The sequence below is a fragment of the Limnochorda pilosa genome (genome assembly GCF_001544015.1).
Classification (GTDB): domain Bacteria; phylum Bacillota; class Limnochordia; order Limnochordales; family Limnochordaceae; genus Limnochorda; species Limnochorda pilosa.
Genome location: NZ_AP014924.1, coordinates 2,439,118 through 2,460,140 on the forward strand (window position 1 = coordinate 2,439,118; position 21,023 = coordinate 2,460,140).

General features: G+C 68.7%; 22 protein-coding genes. 6 read left to right on the forward strand and 16 right to left on the reverse strand.

Annotated features, from left to right (window positions below):
* Positions 1–226: 226 nt before the first annotated feature.
* The 15 genes from LIP_RS10715 to LIP_RS10780 all read right to left on the reverse strand — a co-directional run bounded on the left by LIP_RS10715 (position 227) and on the right by LIP_RS10780 (position 13,827).
* Complete coding sequence (locus tag LIP_RS10715; RefSeq protein WP_068137998.1) at positions 227–778, reverse strand: DUF3782 domain-containing protein; 552 nt, start codon at positions 776–778, stop codon at positions 227–229.
* 454 nt (positions 779–1,232) lie between these two features.
* A complete protein-coding gene (locus tag LIP_RS10720) occupies positions 1,233–1,583 on the reverse strand; it encodes a tyrosine-type recombinase/integrase (RefSeq protein ID WP_269433337.1) in 351 nt (116 codons plus the stop codon).
* 233 nt (positions 1,584–1,816) lie between these two features.
* Positions 1,817–2,716, reverse strand: a complete 900-nt coding sequence (locus LIP_RS10725; RefSeq protein WP_068138004.1) for a phosphatase PAP2 family protein — start codon at positions 2,714–2,716, stop codon at positions 1,817–1,819.
* A 329-nt stretch (positions 2,717–3,045) separates the two neighbouring features.
* Positions 3,046–3,906: a transposase gene (locus LIP_RS10730; protein ID WP_068138008.1), complete on the reverse strand. Its 861-nt coding sequence runs from the start codon at positions 3,904–3,906 to the stop codon at positions 3,046–3,048.
* A 467-nt stretch (positions 3,907–4,373) separates the two neighbouring features.
* Positions 4,374–4,679, reverse strand: coding sequence for a tyrosine-type recombinase/integrase (locus LIP_RS18965; RefSeq protein ID WP_158509652.1), 306 nt, complete (start codon positions 4,677–4,679; stop codon positions 4,374–4,376).
* A 285-nt stretch (positions 4,680–4,964) separates the two neighbouring features.
* Positions 4,965–5,213, reverse strand: coding sequence for a PIN domain-containing protein (locus tag LIP_RS20220; RefSeq protein ID WP_331456618.1), 249 nt, complete (start codon positions 5,211–5,213; stop codon positions 4,965–4,967).
* Positions 5,125–5,910 (reverse strand): YecA/YgfB family protein, encoded by a 786-nt coding sequence (locus LIP_RS10740; protein WP_082726629.1) that lies wholly within the window; start codon positions 5,908–5,910, stop codon positions 5,125–5,127. Before LIP_RS10740 ends, LIP_RS20220 begins: the two co-directional genes overlap by 89 nt.
* A gap of 115 nt (positions 5,911–6,025) precedes the next feature.
* Positions 6,026–7,339, reverse strand: coding sequence for a cytosine permease (locus LIP_RS10745; protein ID WP_068138021.1), 1,314 nt, complete (start codon positions 7,337–7,339; stop codon positions 6,026–6,028).
* A 26-nt stretch (positions 7,340–7,365) separates the two neighbouring features.
* Positions 7,366–9,066 carry a nitrilase-related carbon-nitrogen hydrolase gene (locus LIP_RS10750; protein WP_068138024.1) on the reverse strand — a complete coding sequence of 567 codons (1,701 nt, stop codon included), beginning with the start codon at positions 9,064–9,066 and terminating at the stop codon, positions 7,366–7,368.
* A gap of 75 nt (positions 9,067–9,141) precedes the next feature.
* Entirely contained in the window at positions 9,142–10,203 is a 1,062-nt protein-coding gene (locus LIP_RS10755) for a DUF917 domain-containing protein (protein WP_068138027.1), read from the reverse strand.
* Positions 10,194–10,844: an aspartate/glutamate racemase family protein gene (locus LIP_RS10760; protein WP_068138030.1), complete on the reverse strand. Its 651-nt coding sequence runs from the start codon at positions 10,842–10,844 to the stop codon at positions 10,194–10,196. The genes LIP_RS10755 and LIP_RS10760 overlap by 10 nt, the downstream gene beginning before the upstream one ends.
* Positions 10,841–11,521 carry an AroM family protein gene (locus LIP_RS10765; RefSeq protein ID WP_082726204.1) on the reverse strand — a complete coding sequence of 227 codons (681 nt, stop codon included), beginning with the start codon at positions 11,519–11,521 and terminating at the stop codon, positions 10,841–10,843. The genes LIP_RS10760 and LIP_RS10765 overlap by 4 nt, the downstream gene beginning before the upstream one ends.
* Positions 11,518–12,303: an IclR family transcriptional regulator gene (locus LIP_RS10770; RefSeq protein WP_068138033.1), complete on the reverse strand. Its 786-nt coding sequence runs from the start codon at positions 12,301–12,303 to the stop codon at positions 11,518–11,520. Before LIP_RS10770 ends, LIP_RS10765 begins: the two co-directional genes overlap by 4 nt.
* 401 nt (positions 12,304–12,704) lie before the next feature.
* Positions 12,705–13,025, reverse strand: a complete 321-nt coding sequence (locus LIP_RS10775; protein ID WP_068138035.1) for an AzlD domain-containing protein — start codon at positions 13,023–13,025, stop codon at positions 12,705–12,707.
* A complete protein-coding gene (locus tag LIP_RS10780) occupies positions 13,012–13,827 on the reverse strand; it encodes an AzlC family ABC transporter permease (RefSeq protein WP_068138039.1) in 816 nt (271 codons plus the stop codon). The genes LIP_RS10775 and LIP_RS10780 overlap by 14 nt, the downstream gene beginning before the upstream one ends.
* 238 nt (positions 13,828–14,065) lie before the next feature.
* Between LIP_RS10780 and LIP_RS10785 the strand changes: the two genes are divergently transcribed.
* The 4 genes from LIP_RS10785 (at position 14,066) to LIP_RS10800 (ending at position 19,172) form a co-directional block, all read left to right on the forward strand.
* Positions 14,066–14,689 carry a TetR/AcrR family transcriptional regulator gene (locus LIP_RS10785; RefSeq protein ID WP_068138041.1) on the forward strand — a complete coding sequence of 208 codons (624 nt, stop codon included), beginning with the start codon at positions 14,066–14,068 and terminating at the stop codon, positions 14,687–14,689.
* A 159-nt stretch (positions 14,690–14,848) separates the two neighbouring features.
* Positions 14,849–17,086: an efflux RND transporter permease subunit gene (locus LIP_RS10790; RefSeq protein ID WP_158509653.1), complete on the forward strand. Its 2,238-nt coding sequence runs from the start codon at positions 14,849–14,851 to the stop codon at positions 17,084–17,086.
* A 77-nt stretch (positions 17,087–17,163) separates the two neighbouring features.
* Positions 17,164–17,949: an outer membrane lipoprotein-sorting protein gene (locus tag LIP_RS10795; protein WP_158509654.1), complete on the forward strand. Its 786-nt coding sequence runs from the start codon at positions 17,164–17,166 to the stop codon at positions 17,947–17,949.
* 2 nt (positions 17,950–17,951) lie between these two features.
* Complete coding sequence (locus tag LIP_RS10800; RefSeq protein ID WP_144440444.1) at positions 17,952–19,172, forward strand: hypothetical protein; 1,221 nt, start codon at positions 17,952–17,954, stop codon at positions 19,170–19,172.
* Positions 19,173–19,277: 105 nt separating this feature from the next.
* Here the strand turns inward: LIP_RS10800 and LIP_RS10805 are convergent, their stop codons facing one another.
* Positions 19,278–19,607 (reverse strand): hypothetical protein, encoded by a 330-nt coding sequence (locus tag LIP_RS10805; protein WP_068138057.1) that lies wholly within the window; start codon positions 19,605–19,607, stop codon positions 19,278–19,280.
* A gap of 180 nt (positions 19,608–19,787) precedes the next feature.
* Here LIP_RS10805 and LIP_RS17925 point away from each other — a divergent pair, with 180 nt between their 5' ends.
* Both LIP_RS17925 and LIP_RS10815 read left to right on the forward strand, forming a co-directional pair.
* Positions 19,788–20,207, forward strand: coding sequence for a nucleotidyltransferase family protein (locus LIP_RS17925; RefSeq protein ID WP_158509655.1), 420 nt, complete (start codon positions 19,788–19,790; stop codon positions 20,205–20,207).
* Between the two features lie 314 nt (positions 20,208–20,521).
* The gene (locus tag LIP_RS10815; protein WP_068138068.1) at positions 20,522–20,944 is read left to right on the forward strand and encodes a hypothetical protein; all 423 of its coding nucleotides are present in this window, start codon (positions 20,522–20,524) and stop codon (positions 20,942–20,944) included.
* The last annotated feature ends 79 nt before the right edge of the window (positions 20,945–21,023 follow it).

Below are 21,023 nucleotides of genomic sequence, written 5' to 3' on the forward strand. Positions count from 1 at the left end.
TCTCCAGCTTCCCGATCTGCCGGAAGCGGGCGTCCAGCTCGCGCACCCTCATCTTGAGGCCCCGCACCGCGCTTCAGCCTGCGGTACTCAAGGAAGACGTGCGCCGTACTCGTAAACGAGCCGTTCGAAGGGTCTGCCGTCCACCGATCCCTCCAGGGAATGGGGGCGGGCGGCAGATCTGAGGACGATTCCTAGACCAGAGGGAAGGCCCGCCGCCTCTGCGCCTTCACTGGTCTTCCGACGGATCCTGGTCGGCGTCCATGAGGAGGCGGACGCCGAGCTCCTTGGCCAGCTGAACGGCCTTCCTCCAGGCGTAGGGCGCGATCAGCAGGGGCTCGAAGGGCTCGTCAAGGTGGCGTTTGGCGAACTCCATCTTCCGGTGGAAGTTCAGAACGTCCTCGGGCTCGGCGAAGCCCTTCACCTCGACCAGGAAACGCCGGCCGTCGTGGACGTACGCATCGAATTCGACCGACTGCCCGCGGACGCCGAAGAGCTCCCCCTCGGCGTCCCGGAGGACCAGGCGTTCCGCTCTCAGCGGACCCACCCCGGAGAACTCCTCGATGGTGGCACGGACCACCTCTTCGAACCCTTCCTCGAACCGGTGTCCCGGGGAGCCGATCCCTGTCTCGAGCCGTCGCAGGGCCTTCTCGTGCCGCGCAAGCGCCTCACTGTGCGACGCGAGCGTTCGCTCGATGGCTTCGAAGCGTTGGTTGGCCTCCTCGAAGCGGCGGTCTACGGCCTCGAAACGGCGGTCTACGGCCTCGAAACGACGGTCCACGGTCTTGAAGCGATCGCACGGACTGGGAAGGGCAAGGGTACGGGGACAGCGAGCCACCTGCTGGTGGATCGGGGCGGGGATCCTTGCCGAGAACCTGAAGCAACTGGCCCGAGTCTGAGGGCAAGGCGACAGGCAGGGGATCCTGCAACACCGCATCGGGTCTCACCACCCCACCCACCTCCTTCCTGGCGAACTCACCCTGATCCAAAACCGACTTTTTCAGCGGGAACTACCCTAGGCGCTGGAGGTTTTCACTTCCGTGTTCGGCATGGGAAGGGGGTCGCTTCTCCGCTCCCCGTCCCGATCCGGGCAAATCTCGTCGTGACAAGCCCCAGCCGGATGGAACGCTCTTCCATTTGGTCATTCGTGGTCTGTAGTGATCCCCTTGTACGTGTAGTTCGTGAGATTCTTCGTGGGATCGGACTTCGCTTAACTACCCTAGGGGGTACTGGTATCATGCCTTCCCGTCGACTGCCAAATCTCGGTAACGAGGAACCTCCAAGATCTGCCGCACCGTCTGGTGGTAGAACTTCCCACCTCGACGGGTACGGTAACCCTCCTCGTTGAGCTGCTTGGTAGCCGTGACGTGCGTGCTGGCATGCCCGAACCGTTCCGCCACGACCTTCAGAGGGACGTTGCGCAAGAGCAGATGCGTGGCGTGCCCGTGCCGCAAGGCGTGGACCCGCACCTTCTTGACCACTACGTCCGGATCCATGCCGGCCCGCAGGGCGAGCTTCTTGATGGCCAGCCGCAGATGGCGCGGCGAAAGCGGCATCCCGGTCCGGCTGCGTAAGACGAGATCCACCGGGAGCTTAGGCCCGTTCGGCCGCGGAAAGGCATCCGTTCGCCCGTCCGGCCCGTCGGCCCTCCCCAGCCTTCGGGCCCCACCCCGCCCGTGAGCCCCACCGCGCCATCGAGGACGGCATGGACGCGATGGTCTCGGACCTGCTCGCCATTAGCGGCCGAAGCGGTGCCCGCGCCGCTCGGTCGTGCTATTAACGACCTTGTGGACCCCTCCAAGAGATGAAATCCTGCCCGTCAGGAGGCGACGGCCTTGCCCGCCGGGCGGAGGGGCAACCTGCTGAAGACCCACGGGGCTAGCAGCGCTACCGTCAGGCCGACGCCGATGTACCGGATGAAGTCTGCCCATTCCCCGGCCGGCATCACTGCCTTCAGCGCAAAGCGCACCGCGAACACAAGGACCAGGCCGCACAGGCAGTTGAGCACCTGCCGCCTGAGCCCGTCCGCACGCTCCGCGCGCACCAGCCGCTCCTCCAGCAGGTCGCCGACCCAGATGCCCGCCAGCGCGCCCATGGTCGCGAACTGCTCCGACAGGCCCACCCGGGCGATGACCGGTATCCCTGCCCAAAGGGCCATCAGCGCGGTGGGGGCGAGCAGCGCCAGCGCCAACTGCGCGCCGAAGGGCAGGCGGCCGAGGGCGGCCTCCAGAGGGCGCCACGCGTAGTACAGACCCACCGCCAGGAGCAGGCCCAGCGCCCACCCGGCCAGCAGGTCGGTGGGGTAGTGGACCCCGAGGTAGAGCCGCGACGTTCCCACGAGTAGAATCACCAGGATGGCGAGGGCGGTGAACCACCGATGCCGGATGCCCAGGGCCAGGGCGGAGAAGACGCTCGCGCTGCCCGTCGCATGCCCGCTGGGCGTGGAGAAGGTGCCGTCGGTGTCGACCTGGATCACCCGAATGCCGGCGTCCATGGGCGGCCGCTGGATGCCAATCAGCCCCTTCAGCCCGGCCACCACCCACAGCTGACCTATGACAAGCGTGACGAAATACCGTTTGTAGGAGCGGCTGGAGACCCAGTACACGATCACCAGCAGCGCCAGCATGACGTTCTCCGAATAGATTTTGCTTATGGTCACCCAGAACCCATCCCAGAAGGGCCCGCCCATAACCGCCTGCAGCGCCTTGATCCATTCCATCAGCCAATCCCTCCCACAAAGACTCCTGGGTGATTACGCTAAGTTAACAGTCAATACGTTCCATTCCATCCCAAGGGTAACATCTCCTGTAAGCCAGCTCAAGCACTGCTGGGGTTTTGACATAGGCGAGCGGCTGCGAGCAGCAAGGCCGGTAGGGGTGAGACGGGAGTGTGGCAAGGAGAGGGTGTAGCTGGGCGAGGGACCACAGTCGTGAGGGCACCTGCCGAGCACCTGTCTGTGGAGGAGGCGAGACGCGCAGGGGCCAGGCGGAGATCGAAGAGAGAGGGCCCGGGTGAAGGACAAGGCAGTGCAGAGGAGCGACAGGCGGCTCAGGGAGGAGGGTGGATCCCGTAGCGGGCAAAGATCGCTTCCCGGGCACCCAGCTCCTCGGGCAGGCGCCTGAGGCGGTAGCCCGCCAGCACCATCATCTCCATCACGTGGAAGATGCCGTAGGACGGCCCTTGAAAGACGATGACGTCATCCCGCACCGCGTTTTTGAGATCCCGCCGCCAACGGCGGATCCCCTGGGGCTCTTGAAGGTCGGTCCGGCCCAGACGCCGTTCCAGAGGAGAAGAGGCCTCAGCCTCCTCCTCGGCCTCCCGGCGCGTCCACTCCCGGTAGGCAGTGGTGATCGCCACCATGGCCAGGGTGATGAAGATGTGGGAGACGGCTGCCCGCTGGTTCTTCTGGGGAATGGATTCCAAAGCCCAACCCTGCTTGCCCTCTCGAAAGAGGGTGTTTTCGATGAGGGAACGGCCGTCGTAATCATCGAAAACGGACAGAGGTGTGCGCACCTGCTGGTTGGTCAGGAAGACAACCGTTCCTCCCGGGGTGGCCGGCCTGTTTTCCCACATGCGGACTACGATAGCCTGGAGCGGCTTCGATTCATAACCCCGCCGTCGGGCCTTTCGTGCAGCCTTCGGGTCGTTGTAGGCATCCCAAAGTTGAAGGTTTTCAATACCCACCACTTCCGTCGTGAGATGCTCCACGCTCTTGCGCTTGCCATGACCATGGGTGACGGTTCGGGTCCGGGACTGCACGTGGCCCTTCTTCCCCTGGGCCTCCGAGCAGGCGAGCCTGTGGACGAGCATCTTCTTCTTCGCCGGGACGACGAAGGCGATGCCCTGCTGGTCGAGCCAGTAGAGGGTGGCACCGTCCAGGAAGCCCCGGTCGGCGAGGAAGTTGGCCACCGTCTGGGCGCTGAAAGGCTTCGGCGGTTCCTTGCCCTCGCCTATCTCCAGGTTGGCGGTTTAGATTCCGCATACTCGCGAACTCGCATGGTATCGCGTTCGTTCGCGTTCTTTTGGATCGATGGATCGATCCCTCGTCGTCGAGGCTGTGGAGCTGTGGGCAGCGGCGGAGCCGCTGTCCAAGGCGGGTGCCCTCTGGGCGCGGAGCTCTGTGGGTAACCCGGAGGGTTATCCATCAGAATCCACAGGCCGTCAGATCCACAGCCTTCCCGATCGTTCCTGCAAGCACCGCCGTCTCGGGGGATCCCCGACCGTCAGAGCCCTCGGCAACCCTATCATGTCTCCCAGGCTCATGGCCGCACAGTCCTTCGTTCTTCCTCAACAGGGCCGGTGGGGCGTACAGTACTTTGGAGCCGGCTCAGAGGCCTATGGAGGGACACTGCTTCCCCCACCGAGACGGCAAAGGTTCACGCAGCGCGCAGTTGCGCCTTCCGTACCTCCCCCAGCACCTTGGCCGGGTCGTAGTACTCCTTGCGGGTCGCCAAGGTGAACATGATCCGCAACACCTTGTGCACCACGTGGCGCGCCCAGTCCATGGTGCCCAGCTCCAACCCGGTGGCTTCGCCGGCCCGGCAGCCCGTCTGGATTAGGAACTGCACCAGCGCCACGTCCCGCTGGGGTGTGGCGGTCCGACTCGCCCCATCCAAGAGCCGCCGGACCTCCTGCTCGCTCAGGACCGTGGGGACCCGTTTCCAGATCTTGGGGTACGGCACCCGGCAGGTGGGCACCTCGGCTGCCGGGAAGCCGTGTCCCTCCACCAGGTAGCGGTAGAACGACCGAAGTACCGTCAGGTAGTAGTGGGCGGTCCTCGGCTTGAACTCCTTCTCCCCTGGGACTCTTGCAGGCGTTGACGAACGACTTCCTGTGCCAGTCGGGTACGGGTATCGTCTCAGGCTTTACGGCAATCCAATCCCACAAAGACTGGACGTATTCGACCTTCCCATCCGTTGTGAGATCTCCAAACCCTGGCGGTGGCAGCGGCAAGCGTGTGGACATGCTCAGCGGAGGGCTGGATCCACCCAGAGGATCTCCAGCACCGGTTCGATGTCGCTCTGGAGCGCACGCACGGCTTCCATTCCGAGACGTCGCTGGACGAGCGCGTAGCACTCCACCAGCACGCAACTCGTGGTGACAAGGTCGGTGGCCGCCTCGAGCAGGTCATCCCATTCCGCCCTGGCTGCGGCGTGACAACGATCGGAAGCATCGAGAACGGCCAAGAGGGCCGACGTGTCCGCGAAGCCGCGCATCAGGCGAAGTCCTCAGCCAGGTAACGGTCGTGATGTTCCGCCAGGTCCCCCAGGTTCGAGCGGAAACGGTCGTCGCCTCCCGGAAGGCGTCCCTCTCGTCGGCCACCGGGAGCATGGCCTGGTAGGCCCGCAGGGCCCCTTCCGGATCGAAGAAGTCCGAGAAGAGCGCGCGGGCCACGGCGTCCATGTTCCGGAGCCGGACCCGCGGGTGCTCCTGCGGCAGGTCCAAGGCCGACAGATCGTCGACGTACTCCCCTCCACCCTCCAAGAGGAGCAGGCCGGCCCCTCGTCCCAGGCTCGGCAGGGGCAGGAGCGCCTGGCAGCACTTCTTGAACTTGCGCCCGCTCCCGCAGGGGCACGGGTCGTTGCGCCCCGTGCGCTGGAGGACTTCCTGGAAGGCTTCCCCTTCCGCGGCGGCGCGGGCCACCAGCCGGAGCCGGCGGGCGTAACGCTCGTTGTCCGCGGGGCGTTGCTGGTGGAGGACGATCCAGAACTCCTCCAGCAGCTGCGTTCCTACCACGTGCAACGCCTGGGATGCCGACAGCCCGGCTTCCGTGAGCGCGTCCAGGCACTGGATCAACTCGGGGGGATCGCCCGACGCCCGCTGCGTTTCCAGGACGCTGTGGACCACCGTGTGCAAGATCGGGTTGACCCCGCCGACCACCAGCTCCTCATCGGGCGCGAGAGAATGGCGCATGGGCCGGTAGCAACCAGCCAGCTCTGGCGCGAAGAAGATCCGTCTGAGGCGCCCCAAACACGAGGGAGGGACCCTTCCGTCCCCCCCTCACCCCTCGTTGGGACGTCCTCCATCGCTACCGGGCAGGCTGCCCCACGGACTGCCTCGCTTCCGTCATGTACGTAAGGAGGGCGTAGACCACCAGGGTCGTCAGGAGCCCGTTGACCGCCGCCACGCCGGGGGTGACGAAGGCCACGAGGATCCCGAGGCCCCAGGCCACCAGGGCGGTCCAGCGGACGACGGGCACCCGGTCGTAGGAGATCTCGCTCAGGTTGTAGTCCCGCCGGAACCCGAGCGCCGGCACCAGCAGGTAGTCCGCGATCAGGAGCCCCGCCATCGGCGGGATGACGGTCCCCAGGAGCACCATGTAGTTCACGAACAGGTTCACCATGCCGCCGTAGCCGGCGAGGGTACCGACGATGCCGAGTACCAGTGCGATCCGCCACTTTTTCGTCTCGACGATGTTGTTCGCGGCCAGCGACGCGGAGTAGAGGTTGTTGTCGTTGGTGGTCCACTGGGCCAGGCTGATGACGATGGCGCCGATGATCCCGGATCCCAGGGCCACGCGGCCGATGTAGAGCGAGATCTGGCCGAAGTCCCACGTGCCCAGGACCAGGGCGAAGGCGATGCCGGCGATCGGCAGCAGGAAGTGGCCCAGGAAGAGGGCGCCCGCCCACACCCCCAGGATCTTCCAAAACTCGGGCTTGGCGTAGCGGCTCACGTCGGGCATGATCGCGGCGCCCACCGCCCAGCTGCCGAAGACGGTGCTGATCCCGACCGCCAGGCCCGAGATGACGCCGGCTCCGGGCCGGAAGGCCATCAGGTTGGCCACCCCCACATCGCGGAGCGACATGTAGAGGCCCAGCAGGATGAAGAGCAGGAGCGGGATCGCCGAGACGTTGCTGAGCCAGCGGAGCCCCTTGAAGCCGACGAGGGCGGTGGTCATCATCAGGATCCCGCCGAGGGCGGCGAGGATGGGCGCGCTCAGCGGGAGGTACTGGGCCCAGATTTGCCCGAAGAAGCCGAGCTGCACCGCGAACCAGCCGGTGGACGTGAAGGCGATGATGGCCGAAGCGACGTACGTGCCCACCCGTCCGGCGGTGAAGCGGAACAGGGGCATGGAGGCGAGCCCCGTCCTGGCACCCACGTAGCCCGTGAGGCCCATGACCACCAGGAGCAGGATATCGCCGATGAAGAGGGCGAGGAGTGCGGTCTTGAAGTCCAGGCTCGACCCCAGGGCCACGCCCGTGGCCATGTCGCCGATGACCACGTTGTACGCCAGCCACACCACGAAGGTGGCCAGCCATCCGACCCTCTTCTCCTGCGGTACCGGCTTCAGGGAGTAGTCCTCTGCGATCTCGTCCATGCGTTCGGTGAGGTCCTTGGCCATGCAGGGAGCACCTCCTTTGGGTACGTTCAGCGAGGCCGAACTAGCGGGTCGTACCAGGTCGGCTCCCGCAGCACGATGAACGGTTTCCTTCGCACACGATTGACGGGGCCGGGGGTTCCTGTGTCGGTGGTGTCGAGCTGCAGGGTCACAGCGCCCTCGCCTTGCTCGGCGCCGAGCCAGGCCTCGTCCGACGGGTCTTGGTAAGCGTCGGGTCCGAACACACCACTCCCTCCTCCGAAGGCTCCGGCGTAGTTGGCAAAGAGCACGTACGCGTGGTTCTCCCGGGCGCGCACCCGGGCCAGGTGCCAGAGGACGCGCCGGCCGTCCCCCGTCTCGGCGTACTGGTAGACCCGCCGGGCGGCCCCCAGGACGGCCAGGAGGTCGGCCCCGCGCAGCGCGTGGAGGCGCGCCGGCTCCGGGAGGCGGATCTCATCGCCCATGAGGACGCCGATGCGGCCCAAGGGACGATCAAAGAAAGGCAGGTCGTTCCCGGGGGTGGCCCACCGCCGCTCATCGTCGGTCAGGTGGGTCTTGCGGTACGTCCCCTGGAGGCCCTCCGGCGTCAAGAGCCACGCCGCGTTGAAGTGGGCGTCCCCGTCGCGCTCCACGCCCCCGAGGAGCACCGTCGTCTCGTGCCGGCCGCAGAGGCGTAGGAGCGGCTCTAGGACGGAAGCGACCTGACCCGCCGGAATCGCCTCAGCCCTCGCCTGGGCCGCATCGTCGATGAGGCCGGTCAGGGCTAGCTCGGGGAAGACGATGAGGCGGCTCCCCCGCTCCCCCAGGTCCTCGATCCACCGCGCCAGGCGCTGCAACCGCTCCGCGCGGCCCGCGCCCTGGCCCGGGACGAGCTGCACCGCCGAAGCTTGGACCCGGGCCCCCGGGGGGAGCCGGGACGTGTCGAACTGGCGGTAGAACGTCAGGGGGTCCCACCGATGGGTGCTCAAGGTGAGGTCGGCGTAGAGCTCCGGGCGACGCCGGATCGACCTCCCCCTTCCCCCGCCGACCTCCACCGTCGCCGTGACTAGGCCGTCCCCGCTCTGCCGGGTGGCGAGCACGGTACCGCTCCCATCGATGACCGCACTCCCGCCGGCGAAGTCGGTGGTGCGCTCCCTCCCCCAGCGGTTGGCCACCACCAGCGGCAGGCCCGTCTCGTAGGCGCGGGTCAGCCAGACGGGCGAGGGCGCGAGCTCCCCGAACCAGTTGACCGGCGCGCAGAGGAGCTCCGCGCCCTCCAGCATGGCGACGCGGGTGGGCTCGAAGAAGATGAGGTCCATGCAGATCACGAGGGCGATCCGCCCGAGGGGGGTCTCGAAGACCGGGAAGCCCAGGTCCCCGTTCTTGGCCCAGTGCGGCTCGGCCATGTAGGGATGGACCTTGCGGTAGCGCCCCACCAGCCCCTCGGGGCCGAGGAGCACCGCCGTGTTGTAGAAGGTGCCGGTGTCGGGTTCCCTCTCGGGCAGGCCCAGGACGATGTGGACGTTCAGCTCCCGGGCGAGCGCGCCGAACCGCTCGGTGGTGGGGCCCGGGATCGGTTCCACGAAGGGGGCGATGTGGGCGCGGTCGTCCCAGAGGTAGCCGGTGGTGGCCATCTCCGGCGTCACGACCAGCGCCGCACCCTCCCCGGCCGCCTGGCGGATCCACGCGTCCAGGCGCGCCACGTTCCGCTCCTTCGCCCCCCACTCGGGTTCCGTCTGGAGGGCGGCCACCTTCAGCCTGCGCGTCTCCATCGTCCCACCCCTCCTTCCAGGGCCGAACCGGCCCTCTCCGTAACCCGGACCCTCCGCCCCCCACGGGCGCCGGGATCAGAAGTAGGGGGCCAGCGGCTTCTGGATGACCTCTTCGGCCGGCTTGAGCGCCTCGGGCCGCCGCAGGCCCGCACCCAGGATCATCCGTCCCTTGGGCACCGCCACCACCACCACGTGCTGGCCGTCCGCGACCTCCGCCGAGGGGAGCGGCGTGCCGGTCTCGGCGTCCAGGGTGGCGATCAGGTCCGGGAAGGTGGCCAGCCGCTCGTCCCCCCGCTCGGCGGTCATGTACTCGTTCCAGAAGGTGAGGTCGATGTCGCCCACGGCCAGGCGCCCCACGTCATACCCCCCGACCGTCTCCACGTGGTACCCGCGCACCGGTCGTTCGGCCAGGATGCGGCCGCCCAGTTCGCCCGCCAGGGTCTCCGCCACCGCGCGGCCCCCCTCGCTCTGATGCGCCTCGATGAGGGCCCCGAGGTCCATCGCCTGCGACACGGAACCGACGGCGCCGTTCTCGGCCACGTAGGCCGCGCGGACCGGGTTCCGGGCGACGGCCACCATCCCGCCCGCCTCCACCGAGGCCTCCCGCACGATCCGGTCCGCGACCGCCAGGCTCGCCTCCACCACCAGGCTCAACCTGTGCCCGGTGGCTGGGTTCCCCCCGCACGCGGCCTGGATGGACCGGTAGTCGGCCACCGCTTCGAGCCCCATGGAGCCCATGACGCCCGTGGGGTGGGCCCGCCCGTTGCCCGTGGCGTCAACGACCGGGATGCCGGTCACTGCCGACTGGAACCACCCGTTCAGGGTGGCCAGCCCGCCGTTCTCGGACGAGATCAACCCTGCCACCCGGCCCTCCAACCGCTCGTTGAGCGCCCGTACCGCGGCCACGTAGTCCATCGGCTTCACGTACTGGTCCCGGGCCGCCGGCGCCCCCACGGCGGAGACGGTCACGATCAGATCGTCCTCTCGGAGCTCGTCCAGCCGGACGAGCCGCGGTTCTCCCACCGCCAGGGCCATCTCGCCCAGCTGCAGGCCCGACGCACGGGCGCCCCCCCCGCCTCCCCCCAGGAAGGCGCCGCCGAGGGCCGCCCGGTGGACCGACTCCAGCGTCAACCGCATCGCGATTCCTCCTTGAGGACGTAGGAGAGCATGAGGCCGCCGGCCCACACGGGATCGACGGCCGGGACTCCGAGGTCTGCTTGGATTCTCGTGGCCATGGAGAGGTTGGCGAAGCCGGTGCATGCCAGGAGGATGGTGCCGGCGCCCTGCTGCACGAGCCTTCGGGCCGCCTCGAGGGATCGCTCCACGGCCCCGGGTTCCAGGAGGTGCGTCGCGTCGGTGACGCCGGTGGGGCGCTCCAGGGCCACCACCCGAGGCCCCAGGATGCGTTCGATCGCCCCGGGCACGGCCTCCGTGATGGAAAGGAGGCCGATGCGCCCGCCCAGGGCGAGGGCCAGCGCGGCTCCGGCGGAGCCCGCCCCCACCACCGGGACGGAGACCGCCTCCCGGACCTCCTCCAAGGCCGGGTCGGCGGCACAGCTGATGAAGATGGCCCGGGCCCCGCCCGCCTCCAGCTGCCTCGCGGTCTCGACGATCTTGGGAACGGCTGCAGCCTCCGTCGCCTCGTCGTAGATCCCTCGGGGCTGGTCCGGGATGCAGCGGCTCTCCACCGGAAGGCCGTACCGTGCTTCGAGCAGGCGGCCGTGCCGGTTCAGGAGCTCCGGATCTTCCAGGGTGAGGACGCGGATCAGCCCGATCATGCCACCACCTCCGCCGCCAGCCGAGCCACCAGGGACCGGGCCAGGAGCACGGGCACACCCGCCTCGGCCCGAACCACCTCCTTCATGGCCTGGGTGTATCCCATGCAATCGAGGATGACGAACTCCACCCGGGCCTCCCGCAGGCGCCGGGCGGCCCGGCGGAGAGCGTCGAGAGGCCCGTACGGAGAACCCACGGCAACGTGCAGGTGCGAGAAGAGGTCGCTCCACTTGCGGCGGGTTGCCTCCTCCTGCTCGGGCAGGGGGCAGATCACGCCCACCCGGCAGCCCCGGGCGACGGCCGCCGCGCCCTCCACCAGGAGCCGCTCCGCCAGGAGCAGCGGCCGGCTGTGCTGGAAGGCGGGGAACGGACCGGTGCACGCCAGCAGGACGGCGTCGGCCCCTTGCGCCTCCAGGCGGGAGATGGCGGCCTGGAGCCTCGGCACCATGGCTCGCTCGCCCACCACCACCGACGAGCCGTCCCTGAGCCGCGTGAGCAGGGCGTCCTCTCCGTTTGAGGCGTGTACCTCGGCGATCTGCTCGGGGGTGAGGTCGTCGAGCGCGCCCCGCTCGACGGGCTCCACATCCCCGAGCCACACGCGCATCTCCCCGACCATGTCCGGGCGCGGCGATTGACCAAGGGTGACCACGCCCACCTTTGGGCGCATGCGCTCCCTCATACCACTCCCTCCACCTTGTGCGGGACTCCGCCCATCCTCCCAGTCACCTCCGCCGCTCCTGCACGGGTGGCGTCCACCAGTTCCTGGAGCCGTTCCCAGGGCAGCCGGTAGGTGGGTCCGGCCAGGCTGATGGCGCCCGCGAGGTTCCCCGCCGCATCGAATACCGGACATCCGATGGAGAAGGCTTGCGGCGTCACCTCTTCCGTCGTGAAGGCGTACCCCTGGTGCCGGATCTTCGCGAGCTCCTTCAGCAGCGCATCGGGGACGATCCCCTCGGCAGTCAGCCGCTCGGCATGCTCCTGGAGGTAGCGCTCGATCTTGGCGGGCGTGAGGTAGGCCAGCAGGATCTTGTTGGAGGCCCCAAGGTGCAGGGCGTAGACCCCTCCCGCCTGCATCGTCAGCCTCACGTTGTGCGGGCTGTCCACCTTGTCGAGGCAGACGCTCTGGAGGCCCCGCACCACGGTGAGGAAGGCCGTCTCCCCCGTCTCGTCGGTCAGCCGCTGGAGAATCGGGCGGGCCACCTCGCGCACGTCGAGCCGCTGCGCGGCCGCCAGCCCCAGGACGATCGGCCGCGCCCCCAGGCGGTAGCGCTTGGTCACGGGATCCTGCTCCAGGTACCCCTTGCTGGCGAGGGTCGCCGCCAGGCGAAAAGTCACCGTCTTGCTGAGCCCCAGGTGACGCGCGAGCTCGGAGAGCGACCACTCGGAAACCTCCTGAAAGCAGTTCAAGAGGTCCATCGCTCTGGCGACCGTCTGGAGGTACTGACCAGTCGAAGGCCTCACCGTCCTCTGCCTCCCCAGTCGGGTGTGTTCCTCATATAGGAATAGTGTTCCGGTCTTGTATATGCTTTCGGCGGGTTGCCGGACTCTCCTTCAGGATTCATGGGATTCCTACACGACCGCAGAGGCGAAGACAGGGGCCTGGGCCGGCGCGGAGCCGCTGGCAGGGGCGGGCAAGCAGGACCGCCGCCCCTCCATGGTGAACGAGGACCGGCACATGCTGCTGGCGAAGGGTGCGAGACGCCGGCGACCCGGGCACGGCCACGGTGTTCTTGGGGGAAGGCGCATGATCAAGGGCGTTGAGTATGTCACACTCTTTGTGGCGGATGTGGAGAGGAGCTTGCGATTCTACCACGATCTCGTGAGCCCGCTACCTACATTCCCCACGGGAGGCAATCGGCCTCCTAGCCCAGCCACCGGCTGAGGAGGGCGAAGGCCGCCACGCCCGCGACGGTCGTCCATCCCAGGCTCCTGGAGCGATAGGCCACCCAAGCCGTGGGAAGGGCCGCAAGCAGGGCGGGGTTCTTCATGGGCGGGATCCACGCGCCATCGAAGAGAAGGAGCGACGGTACCAGGAGCGCCGCCACGACCGAGGGCGCTACGTACCGCAGGTACCGGGCGATTCGCTCCGAAGGACGCAGTCCCAGGAAAAGAGGAAGGCTTCGGGCCGAGTAGGTGGCCAGGCCCAGCAGGAGACCGCCCAGCCAGACCTCACCGCTCCACACGTGGCTCACCCTCCAGGACTCTTGATGCACGGCGCTCCTCGGACCCCGTGGCGGCCAGCCCTCCCGCGGTCGCCCCCAGGAGACCGCCCAGGACGATCCCCCACGAAGCCTGGCCCACGGAGGCCGCTCCCAGGGAGACTCCACCCCCCACCACCGCCGCAACCGCGGCAGGTCGCTCGCGCAACGCAGGCACCAGAAGGGCCAGGAAGAGAGCGGGCAGCGCGAACTCCAGGGGCCGCGCCAGCGCCGGGGGGAACGCGACGCTTCCCCATGCACCCAGGAGCGTCCCGCCAACCCAGCTCAGGTAGGCGGTCGCCTCGAGGCCTGCGACCTCGGGGAAGCTCCCGGAGGGCACGCCGCCCGAGGCGATCACCGCGTAGGCCTCGTCGGTGAGCCCGAAGCTCGCCACGGCTCTGCGGCCGAGAGACCAGCTTTTCCACCCGGGCGCCACGGAGAATGCAAACAGCGCGTGGCGGAGGTTCATGAAGGCGCCGGCCAGGACCCAGCCCGGCCAGGTGACGCCGGCGGCCACCATGCCCACCACCAGGAACTGGCTCGCGCCCGCGTAGACCCAGACGGAGAAGAAGAGGGCCTCGACCGTGGAGAGACCGCTCTGCCGTGCCAGGAGCCCGTAGGCCGCGGCGACCGGGACATAGCCCAGCGCCACGGGAAGACCGAAGCGCCGGGCGGCCGCCAGCGCCCGGGCCGTGGAACGCTCAGGGCGTACCGGTTGGGCTTCCGTTGGCCTTCCGGCTCGGGCTCGCATGGCACGAGTGTAGCTCAGACCGAGCGCCTTGTTCAAGCCTCTCTTGTGACTGGGGACGGGGGCGGGCAGCGAACGGGCTTGCGGACCATGCCCAGTGGCAGGAAGATCCGACCCTGTGCGAGCGTTCTGGCTCAACGGCCCCCGCTTGATCTGCACCCGGAGGGAGGAGCGCTCCGACAGAGGTAATCGGCCGGCAACGCGCCCGGTTGACAGCGCGGCGAGGGCCAGCGTATAATTCGGTCGTTCGACCGACCCCGATCGAGGGGGAGAAACCGTGGGAGCGCGCGCCACGACGTCGACAGACCAGCAGCAAGCCATCTTCGAGGCGGCCTACGCGTGCCTGGCCGAGCGCGGGTACGCCCACGTCTCCATGCGCGACATCGCCCGCCGGGCGGGCGTGGTCCTGAGCCAGCTCCACTACTACTACCAGAGCAAGGACGGCCTCTTCCTCCATGTGATGCGACAGGTCACCGCCAGGCATCTCGAGGACGTGCGGCGCCACCTGGCCGGCCCAGCGGGGACCGTGCATGACAAGGTGACTGCGGCCGTGGAGCTCTTCCGCTCCAAGCTCCGGAGCGATCCGGCGCTCTTCCGGCTGCTCTTCGACTTCACGAGCCTGGCCCTGTGGAACACCCGGGCGCGCGAGGAGCTCGTCCGCCTGTACTCGGACGTCAGCGACCTCGTTGAGCAGGCGATCCTCGTTTCGAAGGCCGAGGGGCACGCCCCGCCGGCCGGCGACCGCAACGGGATCTCGCCCCGGGTCGTGGCTCGCCTGCTGCTGACCACCCTCTATGGTGCAGCGCTTCAGGCCATGGTCACCCCCGAGGATGCAGAGATGGCCGAGGTTCTGGCGGGAGCCGAGCACATGGTCCTCCGGATGGTGGGCGCGCAGGACTGACGTCGCAGCGTGCAGGGAGGCGGGGGTTCCTGGAGTCTGATCGGGCGACCGATTGCCAGGGAGGTGCCGGCCATAGGCTCGCTTGCCCGCTTGGTAGAGCGCCGTCCGGTCTGGGTGATGGCGGCCGTAGCGATCGTAACGGTGCTCTTGGGATGCGGCATGAAGGACCTTCGGATCGCCACGGACGCCAAGTCGTTCTTCGCCGAGGGCGACCCCGAGATCGAAGCCTTCAACCGGGTAGGGGACCGTTTCGGCGGGATCGACTCCATCGCGGTCGCCTTGAGGGCCGCCGACGTCTTCCAGCCCGACGTGTTGCGCGCGCTCGATCGCCTCACGGCGGCCCTGGAGCAGGTGGCCGGAGTCCGTACCGTTCGCAGCCTGGCCAACATCGAGGATCTGAGAGCCAGCGAAGGGATCCTCGAGGTGACGCCCCTGGTGACACGCCTTCCGGCCACCCCCGAGGAGGCGGAGGCGCTGGCGGCCCGTATCGACTCCGATCCCCTCTACTCGGGGACGCTCGTCTCCCGGGACCGCGAGGTCGCTTTGATCCTGGTACAGCCTGAGCCTGGCCAGAACTCCGTGGACGTGGCCGACCGCATCGTGCGGGCGCTGGAGCCGGAGCGCCCTTCCCTTCCCGAGGGCGTCACCCTCCACCTGGCCGGCATGCCCGTCCTGACCCGGGACCTGAACGAAGCCCTGCGCCGCGATCTGGGGTTCCTCGTTCCCCTGACCCTGCTCCTGATCAGCCTGATCCTGTGGCTCGGGTTCCGCACTGGGGCAGGCGTCCTCCTTCCCATGTCCACCGTCTTGCTGAGCGTCGTGTGGACCTTCGGGCTCATGGGCCACCTCGGCATGCCGGTCTCCCAACTGGGCGCGATCGTTCCGGTGCTGCTCGTCAGCGTTGGCAGCGCGTACGGTATCCACATGGTGGCCCGCTACCATGAGGAGTGCGAGATCCTGAGCCCAGGGGCCGCCGCCCGTGAGCGCGTGCTGCGGAACGTGGGACTGGCCGTGATCCTCTCAGGCGTCACTACCATGGCCGGTTTCGCGTCCAACGCCCTCGCTCCCATCGTTCGCGTTGCCGAATTCGGAACGATGACCGCGTTCGGCGTAGGGGTCGCCCTGCTCCTCTCGGTCACGTGGATCCCGGCGTTGCAGAGGAGCATCCTCGGCGCAGCCGCGCGGCCCCGGACCCGAGTGGCCCGCTGGATCGACTCGATTCTCGCACGGCTCGCGACGGGGGGCCGCCGGCACCGTGGCCTCGTCATCCTGGCCACCCTGGCGGTCGTGATCCTGAGCCTGACGGGCCTGGTGCGGGTTCGGACCGACAGCAACTTCGCCTACTTCTTCCCGCCCGGGAATCCCACCCGGGAGGCCTTCGACCTCATCGCCCGTGAGTTCGGGGGTGCCGACACGCTGGAGGTGATGGTGGAGGGCGACATCCAGGACCCCGAGATCCTGCGCCGGATCGCGGCCTTCGAGGAGGACCTCTCCCGCAGCCCGCTGATTCACGACCCCCTGGCCATCACGGACCTCCTGGCTCGCGCCCAGCGGGTGATGCACGATGACGACCCGGCGTGGGATCGGGTGCCCGAGACGCGCGAGGCGGCCGCCCAGTACTTGCTGCTGCTCTCCTTCGGCGGGCGGGACCTCCTGGAGCCGTTGATCACTTTCGACGCTTCCGCGGCCAAGATCCAGGCCCGCGTCGACGGAACGGACTCCCAGGCCCGCCGCGAGTCCCTGGCCCTCGCAGAACAGGCGGTACGCCGGCACTTCGGCGACCGCTCCCACCCCGTGACGCCGACGCCTGTCCAGGTGACGGTGACCGGAACCCCCGTCCTCGGGGAGGCGCTGGTGCGGCGGGTGGTGCGAAGCCAGGTACAGAGCCTGGCCGCCTCCTTCATCGCTATCTTTGAGGTCATGCTCCTCCTCACCCGGTCGCCCCTTCATGCGCTCGTTACCACGGTTCCCATCGGCCTGGCGGTCCTGATCAACTTCGGCGTGCTGGGCTGGGCCGGCATCCCCTTGGACGTGATCACCGTCCTGGTCAGCAGCATCGCCATCGGCATCGGCATCGACTACTCGATCCACGTCTACTCCCGCTACCGGGAGGAGCGCCAGGCAGGCCGGGTCGTAGACGATGCCCTTCGGGAGGCGGTGACCGGGGCGGGACAGGCCGTCTTCCTCAACGCGGCGGCCGTGGTGGCGGGCTTCCTGGTGCTGACGGCCTCGGCTTTCGGACCGCTTCAGTACCTGGGAGGCCTGGTGAGCCTCACCATGGTGGTGTCCTTCGTCTCTGCGATCGCCGTCCTGCCGGGGCTCCTGTACCTGGTGGACGGACGCCCCCGGGTTGCGCCCGCCCGAGGCTCACGGGCTACCAGGGACAGGAGGGCGTGAAGTCATCCACGGTTGGCTCCAGGTGGGAGGACCCCTTACCCGATGAGCCGACCGCCGAATTCAAAGGAGGCATGACCATGACGCGGCAGGGCTGGAAACGTCCGATGCTGTTGCCCGTCATCCTGGCCGTGGCCCTGGTCTGGGCAGGATCGGCCCCTGGGGCCGGCGCCGCCGGATCCGAAGCGGCCGCCCTCAGCCCCGACGAGATCCTCGACCGGGTGGAGCAGAACCTCCAGGGCGACACCCGCCGGAGTGTGCAGACCATGACCCTGTCGTCGGGCGTCTCCCAGCTCGTCCGGACCATGGAGATGTTCGCCCGGGGAGACGACGACCTGCTGGTGCGTTTCACCGAGCCGGCCGACGTGGCGGGAACCGGCCTCCTGGTGCTCGGAGACGACATGTGGCTCTACATGCCGGTGGTGGGACGGGCCCGCCGTATCGCCGGCTCCATGCGCGAGGCGAGCTTCATGGGCTCCGACTTCTCCTACGACGACATGAGCGCTCTGAGCTACCAGGACGACTACCGCTCCGAGCTCCTGGGCACGGAGACGCTTGACGGCGTGAGCGCCTACAAGCTCGCCCTCACCCCCACGGGGGAATCCAGCTACTCCTCCCTCACCATGTGGGTCGATGCTGAGCGCTTCGTGATCCTCCGGGTGGACTTCTTCAAGGGCGGCACGCTCTCGAAGACACTCCGGGCGTCGGACGTCCGCGACGTGCAGGGCCGGCCGGTGCCCTTCCGCCTGGAGATGGTCCCCGCTTCCGGCAACCGGGAGACCGTCATCCGGCTTCAGGAGGTTCGTTTCGACGAGCCGCTCGACGACGGGCTCTTCAGCGTGCGGACCCTGGAGAGGGGGCGGTGAGCGTGCGCACCACCAGGAAGGTCATGGCACCGATGGTTTCAGCGCTCCTCCTGGCCTCCGCCGCGCTGGCCTGGGCACCGCCGGCCGGTGCCGAGGTGCAGTGGGGCGGGAAGGTGGAGAGCGTGGTCACGGCCATGCTGACGGAAGCAGGTGGGACGTGGCAGCTGGGGGATCCCGTGCCGGCCCAGCAGGTCACCCTGCGGGTGGAGGTACCCTCCGCCAGCGGCGACGCCTACGCCCGGGCCGAGGGGACGGGGCTGCTTGCGTGGCCCGTGGGCGAAGAGTCCCTGCAGCCCGACCTCACCTTCCGGCTGGACGAGGCCTACGTGGGGCTCTACACCGATCGCGCCGACTACCGTGTCGGCCTGCAGCAGGTGAAGTGGGGCTCGGCCTACAGGGTCAACCCCACCTCCTTCGTCCCCCGTCCGAACCCCGCCGACCCCCTGGCCGAACCGCCCGCCGTCTGGGCCGCCAGAGCCACGGGCTACTGGGGCGACACCTCCCTGGATGCGGTCTGGCTCCCGCTGGCCGACGTGGTGCCCAAAGAGCAGGTGCCGGCACTGCTGCTCACCAACCCGATCGGCGGCGCTCCGATGGAGCTGGTCACCCCCGAGACCGGCTGGGACCAGGGCGAGCTCGCCCTCTCCCTCACCCGGCGGGCCCTGGGGCCGGTGGACCTCTCGGTCTCGTACTTCCTCGGCAAGGAGGACCTCCCCCGGCTCGCCGACCCCCCGTCCGACGCGACCACCTACGACGACGTCCAGCGCTTCGGGATCGACCTCTCGGGAAGCCTGGGCGATGCAGGGGTCTGGGCCGAGGCCGCGTACGGCAAGCCGGCGACCCGCCCGGGCGTGAACGTGGACGCGGTGGCCGGCGTGGACTACCAGACCCGGGGCGGGACGTACCTCGCAGGCCAGCTCCTCTACACCCTGGACACACAGGCGATCGAGTCCCAGGGGGGCACGGCCTCAGTGGATGACGGCCGCCTCTACCTGATGGCCGTGGTGGAGGCCGAGGTGGCGCACGCGGTGACGGCGGACCTGGCCGCGGCCTACGGCCCTGAGTCCGGCGCGGTGTACGGCCTTGCCTCGCTGCGCCGCGAGGTCGCCCCCGGCACGCACCTGGAGCTGAGCGCCAGCACGGCGCTGGCCGGGGGTGGGGACGACCCGCTGCTCGATGCCCCTCCGGGGACCGTCAGGGCGAGCCTGCGCATGGAGTTCTGAAGCATCCGGTCCGGCCGGCAGGCGCCGGCCCGAGCTCGGCTGCTGGCGCTCAGAGTGATCCGGCGGGTACGGTGTCGCCATACCGCGTTCGGGCCGTCCGGAGGTTCACGTGCGGCGGGAAGCCCTCCCGGGCCCTGCCTTCGCTTCTTCTCCCGCCCCGCCCACGAGCTGGGCGAGCCGGCGCACCTCCCCGCGGCCGAACATCTCCGTCGCTTCGTCCAGCAGGCCCGCGTCGAGCAGGCGCTTCCAAACCTCGAGGGCCTCCGCGTGCCGCCCCCGGTCGTTGAGCCACCCCGCCCACCGCACCAGGACGAGGCCTTCGACTTCCGGATCCGCATCGTCGGAGTCGAGCCGCCGCCACGCTTCCTCCGCCTGGGGCTGGAGGATGGCCTCGCATGCGGGCCAGAGTGGTCTACCCCCTGACGCCGCTGCCACGTCACGGGGATCGTTCGCCCAGGCACGCGGTCACGGGTGTCTGGCACGCTTCGTCCCGTTCAGGGCTTCCGGCCGGGATCTGGGGCGTGCAATCACGATGACTCCGTGGTAGACTGGGCGTGCAGGCCGAAACGGCCCCAAGCGCCGGCACGGTCCGGAAGCCACCGGGAGGGCGTGTCCTTGCCAGGCCGCGAGCGCCGCCAGACTCCCACACGAGCGTCGGACGCCCCTGAAGCGTGGGCGCCGTACGTCGCGGGATGGAGAGCCCGAGCTCTTGCCGAGAGGCAGCAGCGGGAGGCATTCACTGACCGCGCTCGGCGGGAAGCCCTTCGCCTCGCCCAGATTCTCTGCAGTGAATTCGGCGCCACGAGGGTCTACCTTTTCGGCTCCCTGGCCCGGGGCTGGGCACGGTTGACCTCGGACATCGACCTGGCCGTGGAAGGACTCGCCGCCGACCTGTACCTCCAGGCGTGCGCCCGGATCGAGGCAGAGACGGACCTGCCCGTCGATCTCGTCGACCTGAGGGAGGCACCTCCTTCCCTCGTTCGGCGAGTTCACGAGGAAGGAGAGGTTCTCCTTGAGCGATCTCCCTCCCGCTGAACCCCAAGCAGCCCTGCGTCTGCGTTCATTCCTGGGCGCCCTCCGCGATCCTCCCTCCGGTCCCGATTGGGCGAAGAGCTGACGGCCTTCGACACCTTCGTGCAGCACCTCATCGCTGACCTGGAGAACCCGGACCTCGAGACCCGCGATCAGGACTGATTGTGGATCCGTGCGCGGCCGTCGTGCCAGTGGGTCCATGTCCGGCGTGAAGGATTTCCGCTTCCATTCTCCGAAGGTTGGCACGACATCTTCGTCAGACTTCGCCATACTTCTTGTCGCGAGTCCTTCATTGACTCCATGAGAGGGGGATGGCCATGGGCGCCTACCGGGACGCCCAGCACCTCATCGACATCTTGAGCACCCTGGCCGAGCGGGCCAAGAGGAGCGACGCCGCCAGGGGCTTGCGGGAGGCCGGGCTGGTGGTGGCCTTCGTCTACCACAACCCCGACGTCACCGTCCTGATGGACGGCCGCACGCCCACTCCGGACGGCTCGTACATGACCATGAGCTTCGACACCCTGGGCCCCAAGCCCGACGTCACCTTCGAGCAGAGCGCCGACGTGGGCCACCAGTTCTGGCAGGGGAAGTTGAACGTCCCCGCGGCCCTGGCCCGGGGCCAGGTGAAGGCCCGGGGGGCCATCGCCAAGGCGCTGAAGCTCCTGCCGCTTCTCCCGGCGCTCTACGAGACGTACCGGGAAGTCCTGCGGGAGCGGGGCGAGGAGGCCATGCTCGGGTAGCGGCCGGCCAGGTGGCGGGCGGAGCGCTGAAAGCGGGGCGTCGTCGAACGGCCGGTCGGTGCCCTCGATCGATGTTGTC

Excerpts from the sequence above, each read along its gene's own strand:
- LIP_RS10750 (WP_068138024.1), bottom strand. The coding sequence starts at position 9,066 with ATGGAGACGCGCAGGCTGAAGGTGGCCGCCCTCCAGACGGAACCCGAG.
- LIP_RS10815 (WP_068138068.1), top strand. The coding sequence starts at position 20,522 with ATGGGCGCCTACCGGGACGCCCAGCACCTCATCGACATCTTGAGCACC.
- LIP_RS10725 (WP_068138004.1), bottom strand. The coding sequence starts at position 2,716 with ATGGAATGGATCAAGGCGCTGCAGGCGGTTATGGGCGGGCCCTTCTGG.
- LIP_RS10740 (WP_082726629.1), bottom strand. The coding sequence starts at position 5,910 with ATGCGCCATTCTCTCGCGCCCGATGAGGAGCTGGTGGTCGGCGGGGTC.
- LIP_RS10760 (WP_068138030.1), bottom strand. The coding sequence starts at position 10,844 with ATGATCGGGCTGATCCGCGTCCTCACCCTGGAAGATCCGGAGCTCCTG.
- LIP_RS10795 (WP_158509654.1), top strand. The coding sequence starts at position 17,164 with ATGACGCGGCAGGGCTGGAAACGTCCGATGCTGTTGCCCGTCATCCTG.
- LIP_RS10755 (WP_068138027.1), bottom strand. The coding sequence starts at position 10,203 with ATGCGGTTGACGCTGGAGTCGGTCCACCGGGCGGCCCTCGGCGGCGCC.
- LIP_RS20220 (WP_331456618.1), bottom strand. The coding sequence starts at position 5,213 with ATGCGCGGCTTCGCGGACACGTCGGCCCTCTTGGCCGTTCTCGATGCT.
- LIP_RS10765 (WP_082726204.1), bottom strand. The coding sequence starts at position 11,521 with ATGAGGGAGCGCATGCGCCCAAAGGTGGGCGTGGTCACCCTTGGTCAA.
- LIP_RS10745 (WP_068138021.1), bottom strand. The coding sequence starts at position 7,339 with ATGGCCAAGGACCTCACCGAACGCATGGACGAGATCGCAGAGGACTAC.
- LIP_RS10790 (WP_158509653.1), top strand. The coding sequence starts at position 14,849 with ATGAAGGACCTTCGGATCGCCACGGACGCCAAGTCGTTCTTCGCCGAG.